Consider the following 12,842-nt stretch of genomic DNA (forward strand, 5'->3'; position numbering starts at 1 on the left):
TCCGGCCCGCGCTGAAAGCCAGAGCCACATTGGGACTTATTCATAGGTTCCCAAGGAATCAGGAATGACAGGTTACTACACCCACTTTCCGGCATCGCACCCGTCATGGCAGAGGATGAGCGAAGCCGAGTATAGCGCCAGAGGAGACCGCCGAACAGGAGGATGATCACCGGCATGGCCAGTAAGATCGAACCAGCGAACGCTGCAGTTCTGCGGCACGGAGCCATGATAATGAAGGGAAAAGAGCGAAGCGGACGACAGCTTTCACCGACTCCTGAACCGTGCAGAATATCAAGCCGCCAAGACAGGCCGGGCCTGCCCGGGACAGGTCTTCCGGAAGCATGGTAATTCGGATACGACTGATTAAAACCGGAAATCGAAGGACAGTGAAATGGAAGACCCGGGACACCGGGCACCCCCAAGAACGGGAGGAGAGAAACAGACGTCTGAAGCAGGGTTTCGAGCGATCGCAATCCGGCCGGCCGCGTGCTTCAGAGTTATCGAAAAAACGCTGAAAGCGGACGATCGACCTGAGTCGATCGCCCGCTTCCGGTGCCTGACCTCTGGGTTCGGCAGACCTGCCGGACGATGGGATTGGTTCTTAGGCGGTCAGGCCTTTCGGTTCAGGGATGGCATTCGCACGACAACATGCGGTCACTGTATTAGCCAGTAGACAAGCAATCGTCATCGGGCCTACACCGCCGGGCACCGGCGTGATCGCGCCTGCGACCTCTTTGGCGGTATCGTAATCGACATCGCCGACCAGCCGTGTGGAGCCATCCTCCTGGTCAATGCGGTTGATGCCCACGTCAATCACTGTTGCACCCGGTTTGAGCCATTCTCCCTGCACGAATAGCGGCTGACCAACAGCGGCCACGACGATATCTGCCTTCGCCAGAATATCCGGCAGGTTCCGCGTACGCGAATGGGCCACGGTTACTGTGCAACTCTCTCTCAGCAACAGCTGTGCCATGGGTTTACCGACGATGTTCGAGCGCCCGATCACAACCGCATTCAATCCTGAAAGGTTGCCACTATACTCGCGAAGCATCATGAGGCATCCCAAAGGAGTGCAGGGCACCATAGCCTTCTGCCCGGTGGCCAGCAGGCCCGCATTGGATATATGAAACCCATCCACATCCTTGGCCGGATCAATCGCATTGATCACCATCGCTTCGTCGAGATGTTCCGGCAAGGGCAGTTGCACGAGGATGCCATGCACCGATGGATCCATATTGAGCTGCTCAACCAGCGCCAAAAGCTCGCCTTCAGAGGTATCTGCGGGCAACTTGTGCTCGTAGGAGTGCATGCCGACCTCGACGGTCTGCTTTCCCTTCGACCGGACATAGACCTGGGATGCCGGATCATCTCCGACCAGCACAACCGCCAGGCCAGGCGTTATTCCGTGTGTCTTTTTGAGGTGTGAAACATGCTCAGCCACACTTTCACGTAGTATAGCTGCGAATGCCTTACCATCGATGATCCGAGCAGTCATGCCTGTCTCCTTCTCAATTCGCACGCGGTCTGAATAGACAAACAACCGTAAGGTCGACGCGTTTATATTCGTTGTTGTTGTATTAACACGGCGGATCCACACATGAAGCAAGGATGCTTCATTATTGATCGCAGGCCAATTAGAACGCCACAAGTTCCAGCATGTCAGTGCACTTGCACCCGCTTTTGAACTGAGTTTGAAAAGAGAATCTAGTTAGCCAAGCAGGACGGCGCCGCAAATATCCGATTGCCCGGCCACAGCAAAGATCTGATATCCGTTCGAACTTTTACTTCTTCCCTTTTTTAATTAGCCAGTGCAGGCCGGCCTGAAACTCCACCGTTTTCACTAATCCAGTCTGCATTGGCTTTAATACCGCCGAGCGGGAAGAAATGCACCTGCTCAACGCCGAAGCCTGGGTTTCGCTCTTTGTAATTAGCGAGTTCTAGCAGTATATCGGTAGGCTCGTAGGGCATGATCAACTTGGATACATCCTTGGCCCGGCGTTGTAACACCCGCATACTGGGCCCCACGCCGCAAGACATGGCATATTTCATCAGAGTCTGGAGCTTGGCCGGTCCTGCCAGGCCCATATGGATTGGCAGATCAATCCCCTCCTCCGCCAGCCGGTTGGCCCAGGAGATCACCGGTGCGGCTTCGAAACAGAACTGAGTCGTAATCGCCAGCTTCGCATCGGTCCGCTGGGAAAAAGCACGCTTCCACCTCAAGGCCTGCATTACCAAACGGTCAGAACCATCCGGATCGATGTCGCGGTTTCCCTCGGGATGGCCAGCGACGTGCAGACGTTCGAAGTCATTGAAAAGTCCAGTCTCGATGAGCTGGATGGAGCTATCGAATTCACCAGCCGGAGTGTTGAGGCCGCCGCCCAGTAGCAGTCCCTGTTTGACTCCCGCCTCACCCTGGTATTGTGCGATCCAGTTGGCCAGTTCAGCACGGTTCTTGATGACCCGGGCAGGAAAATGCGGCATCACCGGAAATCCCTCATCGGCCAGGCGACGAGCGGTTCGAACCATATCCTCGATCGGTGTTCCGTCGATATGCGCTATATAGACGCGGGTACCGGCAGGCAGGATGTCGCGAAAGCTCTCCACCTTCTCGGCAGTCCGCGGCATGACTTCGATCGAATAGCCGCGAAGGATGTTCTCCAGTAGACGGGGGGCATCCCCCTCTTTGCTGGCGTCCGTGGATTTAGTAAGAAAAGAGAACAACCCCATAAAATCTCTCCTGTCAGCTGGCAGTCGGCCAAGCTCTGTTTTTATAATTTCTATCGGCATCCGTTGGCTCAACGGGGTGCTCTCTTGTCGTTAGACAGGGTGCCACCCCGTGTTTCACCTTATTGACGGCTCTGACCGAAGCCTGCTGGAGCCTGCGGTGATAGCGGGCTATCACCGTGCCTTTTACAAACGACGGTCAAGCCGCCGCGAGTTTCTTGTTAGGATCAAAGAACGGCCTTTCGACAACAGTCGCCGCTCTTTTACCATCCGGCATTTCAACTTCGAAAGTCGTTCCAAGGTCCGCAAATTCCGCGCTTACCATCGCCAGCGCAATGTTCTTTTCCAGACGCGGAGAGAACACTGCAGAAGTGACCCTGCCCACGCACTCACCGTCTTTTTCCAGCGCCCAGAATCTGGTGTTGGGGCCCGTCAGCGCAGGGCCGTCGATCACAATACCGATCTGCTTGCGGGACACGCCTTCTTCGCGGATACGCTTGAGTGCAGCCTTGCCAATGAAGTCCGCCTCCATATCCAGCTCCACCAGCCGGTCGAGGCCCAGCTCATAGGGGTTGGTGTTGATATCCATATCGGCGTGGTAGGACAGCATTCCGCCTTCGATACGGCGGATTGACGACGTATGACCGGGCTTAAGACCATAGGGAGCACCTGCTGCCATGATCTTTTCCCACAGCTCGTCACCCTTGGAAGCATCCTGCAGATAGAGCTCGTAGCCCAGCTCGCTGGACCAGCCGGTCCGGGAGACGATCAGCGGAATACCGTCCAGGTCGTACTCGCGCAGCCAGTAGTAGCGCAGATCGGTGATGCTGTCACCGAACAGTGCCTTCATGATGTCGCCGGACTTCGGTCCCTGCAGCTGAAGCGGAGAGACGTCCGGTTCGCGAATCTGCACGTCCAGTCCGGAGTGGACAGCGACACCCTGCGCCCACAGCAAAATATCGCTATCCGCCAGGGAGATCCAGAAGCGGTTCTCTTCGAGACGAAGCAGGATCGGATCGTTCAGGATACCGCCTTCGGCATTGGTGATCAGTACATATTTACACTGACCGACCGCACATTTTGACAGGTCCCGGGGCGTAAGCATCTGAACAAATTTTGCGGCATCAGGGCCGGTAATCTCGACCTGGCGCTCGACCGCGACATCGCAGAGAATCGCGTCATTGACCAGGTTCCAGAAATTCTGCTCCGGGCTACCGAAATCGCGGGGGATATACATGTGGTTGTAGACGGAAAAGCCGGTGGCGCCCCAGCGCACGGTAGCGTCGAAATACGGAGACTTGCGGATCTGAGTCCCGAAGCCGAATTCTTTTTGTTCTTGCTTGCTCATTCATTCATCCTCTTATTGTGCGGTCGCGCCCCCGGTCGTAAGTCTTCACTCGACTGGAAGCGCCTGAACAAGAGAATGATATGAGGAACGAGCCAACGGCGGGGGCTAAAGGAAGGCGACAAAGATGGAAAACAGGACTATTTTTTACAGCCCTTTGGACCATTTAGACTATCCACCTTCACCCGATCCGCAACCCTTTGATTTTGCTAGTGAATCACTATTGTTCTCAGAGGTTGAGCCACTGCGTTATGACACCTGACGCCCCCGGAATTGTGCGGATTCGCCACCGTATGGCGTTCAGGAGGAGGATCCTGGAACCGCAACGGGACATGCGCAGGCTACGCCTGGAGGAGGGCTGTTGGCCCGGCCGACAAATGCATCAGCCATCGGGATGGAGTACGGAGATTTCGCAGGAGACCGGTCTGCGGGCGAGCCGGTGGCAGCATTCGCCCGCGGAGCGGGCTTCTGCAGCCGTTACCGCACGCAACCTGCGACGACAGCGGTTTCCCGCTGTTTTGCGAAAACAAAAAAGGCTCATCGCGCTTTAGCGGGAAAAACGTAAATCGTAGGATGGGTGGAGCGACGCCTCGGTACGGCGTATCCGTCTGCGAAGAACAAAAAAAAGCGGATCGCTCCGGTTACCGGAGCGATCCGCTTTCAGATTCAGAACAATACGGTACTAGTGCCCCGGGAAGACAATCGTTTTATTGCCGTTGAGGAAACAACGTCGCTCAACATGCATCTTAATCGCCTTTGCAAGTGCGAGGCGCTCGGTATCACGTCCCTTTGCCACCAGGCGGTCCGGCGTATAGGTATGATCCACAGGCTCCACACCCTGGGTGATGATCGGACCTTCGTCCAGATCTTTACTGACGTAATGCGCAGTAGCTCCTACCAGCTTGACTCCTTTTTCATAGGCCTGATGATAAGGCTTTGCGCCTTTGAAGCCCGGCAGAAGCGAGTGGTGGATATTGATGGCACGTCCGTGCAACTTTTTGCACATATCGTCCGAAAGCACCTGCATATAGCGCGCCAAAACAACCAAATCTGCATCGACTTTCTGGATGATACTCCAGATCTCAGCTTCCTGCTGCGGTTTGGTGTCCGCAGTAATGGGCAGATGGAAATACGGAATATTATACCACTGAGCCAGCCTTTCAAGGTCCGGATGGTTCGATATGATAGCCGGGATATCGATATTGAGCGCACCGATACTGTGGCGGTGCAGAATATCCTGAAGGCAGTGATCATACTTCGATACCAGAATCACCACTTTGTCCGGAGTCGATGAATCCCGCAGGTCCCATACCGCGTCAAAGGCTTCAGCCCGGTCACCAAACTGGCTCCGCAGACTTTCTTCCGCGAATTCGCCACCACCTACGTAGCGGAACTCCACACGGAAGAAAAAGCGTTCGACGTCGTTATCGTCAAAAGTGTGTATCTCATACGCATAGCACTCGTGCTTGTACAGGCACCCGATGATCAGGTCGAGCACGCCCAGCTTGCTAGCCGAGCTTCCGCTAAGAATATAGGTTTTTTCAATTGCGTTCATAAGACCGGTCCTTTAACTAATATATTCGCCAGCTTAAACCTCAGAAGATATCGGCAATAAAAACCACCAAGCTCAAATATCTTCTGATAGGTCTTAGACTGAAAGCTTTCTGATAATCGCGTTCTTAAATACTAAGACTAAGCTGCCGCGAGTTTCTTGTTAGGATCGAAGAACGGCCTTTCGACAACAGTCGCTGCTCTTTTACCATTCGGCATATCAACTTCCAGGTTCATCCCAAGGCCTGCAAAATCCGCCTTGACCATGGCCAGCGCGATATTTTTCTCCAGCCGCGGAGAGTAAATGGCAGAGGTGACCTTACCCACGCACTCACCGTCCTTTTCCAGCACCCAGAATTTGGTGTTGGGGCCCGTCAGCGCAGGGCCGTCGATCACAATACCGATCTGCTTGCGGGACACGCCTTCTTCGCGGATACGCTTGAGTGCAGCCTTGCCAATGAAGTCCGCCTCCATATCCAGCTCCACCAGCCGGTCAAGGCCCAGCTCATAGGGGTTGGTGTTGATATCCATATCGGCGTGGTAGGACAGCATTCCGCCTTCGATACGGCGGATTGACGACGTATGACCGGGCTTAAGACCATAGGGAGCACCTGCAGCCATGATCTTTTCCCACAGCTCGTCACCCTTGGAAGCATCCTGCAGATAGAGCTCGTAGCCCAGCTCGCTGGACCAGCCGGTACGGGAGATGATCAGCGGAATACCGTCCAGGTCGTACTCGCGCAGCCAGTAGTAGCGCAGATCGGTGATGCTGTCACCGAACAGTGCCTTCATGATGTCGCCGGACTTCGGTCCCTGCAGCTGAAGCGGAGAGACGTCCGGTTCGCGAATCTGCACGTCCAGTCCGGAGTGGACAGCGACACCCTGCGCCCACAGCAAAATATCGCTATCCGCCAGGGAGATCCAGAAGCGGTTCTCTTCGAGACGAAGCAGGATCGGATCGTTCAGGATGCCGCCTTCGGCATTGGTGATCAGTACATATTTACACTGACCGACCGCACATTTTGACAGGTCCCGGGGCGTAAGCATCTGAACAAATTTTGCGGCGTCAGGGCCGGTAATCTCGACCTGGCGCTCGACCGCGACATCGCAGAGAATCGCGTCATTGACCAGGTTCCAGAAATTCTGCTCCGGGCTACCGAAATCGCGGGGGATATACATGTGGTTGTAGACGGAAAAGCCGGTGGCGCCCCAGCGCACGGTAGCGTCGAAATACGGAGACTTGCGGATCTGAGTCCCGAAGCCGAATTCTTTTTGTTCTTGCTTGCTCATCTATTATTCCTCTTATTGTGCGGTCACGTCCCCGGTCGTAAGTCTTCACTCGACTGGAATCGCTTGAACAAGGGAATGATATGGGGAACGAGCCAACGGCGGGGGCTAAAGGATGGCGGTAAAAGCGGGAAACAGGACTATTTTTCTGGCCCCTTTTGGACCGTTTAGACTACGGCCGGATATGGGACCGGATGGACCTTTCAAAAGCAGTCACAGATGCCCTCCTCCTTACCCACTCCGGCGTCACGCAACACCGGTGACTGGATGGAAGAACAGGTGCCCATACGCCCTGCGCCTGCCGCCGCAACTCACGCCGTCGCCTCACCGCAGGCGCGCTTCAGCCGGACTCCGGCAGTCCGGACAGTAAGGTTGACGCTCTTCTAAGATCAGCGGTTTCCAGCCCTTCGCCGAAGTCTCGCAACACCGGCTCCAGCAACTGCCTGGCGTCGGAGGATTTTCCCTGCTCCCGCAGCAGGTCGGCCAGGCAGGTGGCCGCTCTCAGCTCGAGCGACCGGGCCCCCTGACCGCGGGCAATGGCGATGGCCTTTTCGAAGCATGCCTGCGCCGCTGCCGCGTCCTCCCCCTGCCTCAGTAGCAGCATCCCCTCCAGCCGATACAGCTCGGACTCGTAAAGGTGGCCTTCCGTCGCATCCAGGGAGGCATGTGCCTCGCTGAGGCAGTCCCGGGCTTCATCCAGCCTGCCGGCGAGGCACAGCACCTCGAGCAGCAGCGAAAGAAAATAGGGACGCCAGAGTTCAGCACCGGCCGCCCTGTCGGCTGCCAGTCCCTGGCGGATCTCCGCAATGCCGGCGTCCTGTTCGCCCTGCTGTGCCAATGCCCATCCCCGCAGCACCCGCCCCCAGAGGCTCCAGATTGGGAAGCCGTGTTCCTGCGCCTGGGCGATTGCTTCCTCGGCCCGTTCCTGGGTCTGACGCAGGTCCCGGCGCAGCAGATGGGTTTCGGCATCGAATACCAGCGCCACCACCCTTATAAAGGGGTAATCGAGCGTCTCGGCCAGCGCCAGCCCTTCGCCGCTTTTGGCCAGCGCCTGCTCAGGATAGCCCTGATACCAGAGCACCCAGGCCATGTAGAACAGGCTGAAAACGCCGGAATCGACACCGTAGTAGAACACATGGCGCTGCGAGTGCTGGCAGTCGTAAAACGCCAATGCCTGAGCCAGCTCGCGACGGGCCCGATCCAGCTCACCCAGGCTGAACAATACCGTACCCAGCGCCCGATGTGCCTCGAGCTGACGTTCGCTGTCGTCCGCTTCGCTGGCCAGGCGCACCAGCTGCTCACTCAGTTCTCGTGCAACCGGCAGCTGGCCCCGTACATGGTAGAAGGTCCGCAGACCCAGCAGCGCCGGAAACAGCTGAAGGTTCGCCCCCACCTGGCGGCACAGCTGCAGAGCCCCGCTGTAGGTGCTTTCGACTTCGGGGGCCGCATACCCCCGGGACGCCATCAGGGCAGGGCCCAACGTGAGCCTGGCCGCCAGTTCGAGGCGGTCGCGCTCGGACGACTCCGGCAGCGATCCAATCAACTCGATGGCTTTGGACAACTGCGTGATCGCTTCGCTGTTGGCATATCGCTGGACGGCCTGCCGACCGGCCAGCTGCAGATATTCGATGGCCTTGGCGGTATCGCCGCTGCGACTGTAGTGGTGAGCGAGTTCGCCATAGTGCTCATCCAGGCGCTCCCGGTACAGGCTTTCTATGGCCCGGGCGGTGCGCTCATGCAATTCGCTGCGCCGCTCGCTGAGCAGGGAACGGTAGGCCACTTCCATCGTCAGCGCATGCTTGAACGCGAACTCCTGTTCCGGATAGGCCGGAACCGAATAGATGAAGTCGGCGCCCTGAAGCCGGGCCAGCAACAGCATCAGATCATCGGGGTTTGTGCCGCTCACCTGACGCACCAGACCGAAGGGCAGTGCCTTGCCAATCACCGCCAGTAGCTGCAACAGCGCCTTGCTTTCAGAGGCTAGGCGGTCGATGCGTGCCGCCAGTACCCCCTGCACCGTCATCGGCAGCTGCAGGTCATCCGCGGGACCGCCGAGTCGGTACTGACCCCTCTCGCCCAGCAGCACCTGCTCTTCGACCAGCGCCTGAACCACCTCCTCGATGAAAAACGGATTCCCCTCGGTCTTGTCGAGGATACGGCGCGCGACCGGTTTCAGTTCCGGCGCCTCACCCAGCAGTGACCGCAGCAGGCCACCGGCATCCGACAGCGCAAGGGGATCGAGCTGCAACCGGGTGCCCCCCCTTTCTTCCAGCCAATGATCCCGGTATTCCGGCCGGTAGTTCATCAGCAGCATCAGCCGGTGACCTTCCAGCGCATCGGCGAGGCGTTCGAGAAACGCCTGGGTTTCGCTGTCGAGCCATTGCAGGTCTTCGAAGATCAGCAGCAGTGGTTCCTGTCTGCTTTGCGCCAGCAATAGTTGCTCGATCGCCCCGAACGTCCTTTCACGCCGCGTCTGTGGATCCAGATGAAAAAGCGGCGAGTGTTCCTCCACTCCCCCCAGCAGGTACAGCAGGTACGGCAAGCACGTCTCCCGAGAGACGTCGAGTGCCGCCACCCTGGCGCTTATCTTGTCGCGCCGACTGCATGCATCGTCTTCCGGGCCAAGATCGAAATACTGTTTCAGCAGACCGATGAGGGGCCAATAGGCAAAGGCCCGGGTATGGCACACCGAGAAGGTTTCAAGCACCAGACAGTCGTCCTTTACGCTGCGCTTGAATTCGAGAAAGAGCCGTGACTTGCCGACGCCCGGCTCGCCCCTCGCCGCAACCAGCTGGCCGCGGCCTGCCCGGGCCCGCGCCAGCAGCGCGCGCAGGCGCTCGAGCTCCGGCTTACGGCCGACAAAGGGAACCAGGCCGCGATGGGCCGAGACCTCCAGCCGTGTACGCAAGGGTCCTGCCGCCAGCAGCTCGTAGATCTGGATGGGTTCGGCCACCCCCTTGACCCGGGTCGGTCCCAGGGCACGGAATTCGAAAAAACCCCGGGTCAACCGGTAACTGCTTTCGCTGACGACGGTTCCGCCCGGCGGGGCCACGGATTCCATCCGGGACGCGATGTGAATGGAGCGGCCGACAGGATCGTAATCGGTATGCAGATCCTCGGTATGGATCGACCGCACCACCACCTCACCACTGTGGATACCGACCCGCAGCAACAGCTGAAGGCCCTTTCTCCGCTCGATATCGCCGGCCAGCGCCTCCATTCTGTGCTGCATTCGCAGTGCCGCATAGAGCGCCCGCCGGGCGTGGTCTTCATGGGCAATGGGGGCGCCGAACAGCGCCAGAATACCGTCGCCGAGGGATTTGGCGACGTAACCTTCGTAGTGGTGAACCGCCTCCATCATCAGCTGAAGCACCGGGTCGATCAACTGCTGCGCTTCCTCGGCATCCAGATGCTGAATAAGCTCGGTCGAGTTGGCCAGGTCCGCGAACAGCATCGTGATGGTCTTGCGCTCGCCGCCGCCGCCGCTTCGCCCCTGCATGGCGTTTTTTTCAGCTCTTATCCGTTCGGCCAGATACTCGGGCGTATATTGAACCGGCGCCACCACCTTCGTCGCGCCATCGGCTGCCAGTGGCGTACCACATTCACTGCAGAACTTTGCATCCGCCGCGCATTCATGACCGCAGTTTCGACAGCGCCGAATCTTCTCGGCACCACAGGCTGGACAGGCTTTCAGGCTTGCGGGGATCTCGGTCCCACATCGGTGGCAGGGCATATCATCTCAATGTCGGGTAGCCGGCACGCCCTCCGATAGGTTCGATCGTCCAACCGGACGGCAGATACGACCAGAACTCGGGGACAACGCCTGTGTCGGTGAAGGTTGTTATACAGTATAGCGATAACCGCGCTGCCGCCGTTGTGCGGCTAAGGAACCTGCCGGTTCGAAAACATCCTGCAGGAGTACGCTACCGCCCGCCCTGCGGACTCAGACAGAACGCCCGACTGGGGCGCAAAGGCGAAAATCATGACGATGTCGTTCACCGACACCTGTACCCGGGTGTCATTGGGATCCCCGTAGGTTGAGAAAATTGCGGCTCGAACGTTCAGGGTCACGGGTTGCGGCTTTGATGAACCTGGCCGAATCCTGGTTTATGGGCCCGAAACCTGGATCTGCACCTCGAAGTCGAGCCTGCTGTGCGCGCCACCACCGATGAAAACACCACTGACGGGCAGCGTATCCCGTGCATGCGCCGCCGCGGCGATAGTCACATGTGTATCGGCGACCGGGTAACCGTGGGTCGGGTCGAATCCGCGCCAGCCGGCCCCCGGCAGGTACACCTCCGGCCAGGCATGCAGATCCCGACGATCGCTCTGCAGGTTGCCTTTCTGATAGCCACTGGCAAAGCGCGCCGCTATGCCCTCGGCCCGACAGCAGTCGACAAACAGGACCGCAAGATCGCGACAGGCACCGTGGCGCGTCTGCAAGGTAAAAGCCGGCGCCTGTGGTGGGCCCGAGTGACGATGGACCTGGGAAAAATCAGCGTGCAGTTGCCGGTTGAGGCGATCGAGAAAGCGCAGAGTATCGCGATTGACGCCAAGGCTAAGTTCCGCCGCAAATACGGTTACCGCGTCGTCCGCGCAACTGCGCTCCAGATAAGCCCTGGCACAGATTGAGTCTTGCTCGTGGTTAATCGGCAACAGCATGGATTGCGGCGCCAGCATGAAATCGAAGGCGTTGTGCCGCAGAGTTTCGACCTGCATGTCGACCTCGATCTGAAAATGTCGGGTTTCACCCTCGAACCAGACCTGGGTGACGCGATTGCCTTCCAGGTCGAGGTGTTCATTCTGCCCCTGAGGTGCAGGACTGATGTTGAGCTGATGAGCGACGACGCGCTGCGAGCCGTCGCAGCGCGGGTAAAAGCGCAGCTGCTGAGGGCTCAGCCGAACGGGTTGAGAATAGTCGTAGCGGGTACGATGTCGAATAGTGAACAGCACGCAGGCGATCCTCGTCGGCAGTGACTGAAGGCCTCCTGATCAGGGCTCAGGGTCAGTCGTGGAGACGTTCGACCCGCACCGCCTGCGCCGTGGCAAAAGAGGGGGGGCCGAACTGATTGAACACGGCGACGTCGGCGGCGTCGCGCCCGTAGCCAAGCGCCACATACCCGCCTCTTAGCGCAGGCTGCGTGGCATCGAAGGTATACCAACGGCCGCCGACATAGGCTTCGAACCAGGCATGCAGATCCATGGGGTCCAGCTGATGCAGATAACCCACCACCATACGCGCCGGAATGCTGAGACTGCGGCACAGGGCGATGCCAAGATGCGCCAGGTCACGGCATATGCCCACTTGCCTGGCGTTCACTTCCACCGCGGAAAGAGTGGCGCTGGTGCTGCCCGGTACATAACTGAACGCGCCGCGCAACCAGGCCTCGATCGCCGACACCTGATCGTATCCCAACAGCTGCCCCGAGGTGATCTCGGTGGCCATCTCGTTGAAGTGGTCGGACTCGCAGTAACGGCTCGGCAAGAGGTAACAGAGCACGCTATCCGGCAGATTTTGCACCTCAACGAAGGGGGCACCGGGCGCTCTGTCGACGCCATCAGCAACCATCATGTCCGCCTGGGTGTGTACCGAAAACCTTCCCGGCGGAGCGACCAGCCGCTGACACAGGTTGCCGTAGCCATCGGTGAACTCGAAAACCGGCACGACGGGTTCGATCTTGTACTCTTCACGCGAAACCCATTGGTTCGCCCCGCTGCGCGGCCGCAACATAAGAATAAACGGGGTCGCTACCGTGATATCGAACGTCAAGTCACAACTGGCACGTAACCACATATCATCTCTCCATATCGCGCACCAACGCCCGCGGTCTCGCTGGTAGTAGGACTCGAACACCAACGGGCCGATACTCTGCGATGCCTGGCCTGAACTGAGCAGAGCGCACCGGGTGCCATCACCGTGATCGGGTCGATGAGA

8 protein-coding genes are annotated in these 12,842 nt (G+C 58.4%); all 8 read right to left on the reverse strand.

What is annotated here, in order from left to right:
• Positions 1-601: 601 nt before the first annotated feature.
• The 8 genes from folD to IEX85_RS10825 all read right to left on the reverse strand — a co-directional run bounded on the left by folD (position 602) and on the right by IEX85_RS10825 (position 12,701).
• A complete protein-coding gene (gene folD, locus IEX85_RS10790) occupies positions 602-1,495 on the reverse strand; it encodes a bifunctional methylenetetrahydrofolate dehydrogenase/methenyltetrahydrofolate cyclohydrolase FolD (RefSeq protein WP_188860607.1) in 894 nt (297 codons plus the stop codon).
• Between the two features lie 302 nt (positions 1,496-1,797).
• Positions 1,798-2,727, reverse strand: coding sequence for a methylenetetrahydrofolate reductase (locus IEX85_RS10795; RefSeq protein ID WP_229721878.1), 930 nt, complete (start codon positions 2,725-2,727; stop codon positions 1,798-1,800).
• Between the two features lie 196 nt (positions 2,728-2,923).
• Positions 2,924-4,072 (reverse strand): glycine cleavage T C-terminal barrel domain-containing protein, encoded by a 1,149-nt coding sequence (locus IEX85_RS10800; protein ID WP_188860608.1) that lies wholly within the window; start codon positions 4,070-4,072, stop codon positions 2,924-2,926.
• Positions 4,073-4,751: 679 nt separating this feature from the next.
• Complete coding sequence (gene purU, locus IEX85_RS10805; RefSeq protein ID WP_188860609.1) at positions 4,752-5,624, reverse strand: formyltetrahydrofolate deformylase; 873 nt, start codon at positions 5,622-5,624, stop codon at positions 4,752-4,754.
• A 137-nt stretch (positions 5,625-5,761) separates the two neighbouring features.
• Entirely contained in the window at positions 5,762-6,910 is a 1,149-nt protein-coding gene (locus IEX85_RS10810; RefSeq protein ID WP_188860610.1) for a glycine cleavage T C-terminal barrel domain-containing protein, read from the reverse strand.
• Between the two features lie 337 nt (positions 6,911-7,247).
• Positions 7,248-10,640, reverse strand: coding sequence for an AAA family ATPase (locus tag IEX85_RS10815; protein WP_188860611.1), 3,393 nt, complete (start codon positions 10,638-10,640; stop codon positions 7,248-7,250).
• A gap of 374 nt (positions 10,641-11,014) precedes the next feature.
• Positions 11,015-11,860 (reverse strand): transglutaminase family protein, encoded by an 846-nt coding sequence (locus IEX85_RS10820; RefSeq protein WP_188860612.1) that lies wholly within the window; start codon positions 11,858-11,860, stop codon positions 11,015-11,017.
• 52 nt (positions 11,861-11,912) lie between these two features.
• Entirely contained in the window at positions 11,913-12,701 is a 789-nt protein-coding gene (locus tag IEX85_RS10825; RefSeq protein WP_188860613.1) for a transglutaminase domain-containing protein, read from the reverse strand.
• Positions 12,702-12,842: the final 141 nt, after the last annotated feature.

This window comes from Marinobacterium nitratireducens, assembly GCF_014645375.1.
GTDB classification, from domain to species: Bacteria; Pseudomonadota; Gammaproteobacteria; order Pseudomonadales; family Balneatricaceae; genus Marinobacterium_A; species Marinobacterium_A nitratireducens.

What these genes read in the sequence shown, in the direction of transcription:
- folD (WP_188860607.1), bottom strand. Translation starts at nt 1,495, where the DNA reads ATGACTGCTCGGATCATCGATGGTAAGGCATTCGCAGCTATACTACGT.
- IEX85_RS10795 (WP_229721878.1), bottom strand. Translation starts at nt 2,727, where the DNA reads ATGGGGTTGTTCTCTTTTCTTACTAAATCCACGGACGCCAGCAAAGAG.
- IEX85_RS10800 (WP_188860608.1), bottom strand. Translation starts at nt 4,072, where the DNA reads ATGAGCAAGCAAGAACAAAAAGAATTCGGCTTCGGGACTCAGATCCGC.
- purU (WP_188860609.1), bottom strand. Translation starts at nt 5,624, where the DNA reads ATGAACGCAATTGAAAAAACCTATATTCTTAGCGGAAGCTCGGCTAGC.
- IEX85_RS10810 (WP_188860610.1), bottom strand. Translation starts at nt 6,910, where the DNA reads ATGAGCAAGCAAGAACAAAAAGAATTCGGCTTCGGGACTCAGATCCGC.
- IEX85_RS10815 (WP_188860611.1), bottom strand. Translation starts at nt 10,640, where the DNA reads ATGCCCTGCCACCGATGTGGGACCGAGATCCCCGCAAGCCTGAAAGCC.
- IEX85_RS10825 (WP_188860613.1), bottom strand. Translation starts at nt 12,701, where the DNA reads ATGTGGTTACGTGCCAGTTGTGACTTGACGTTCGATATCACGGTAGCG.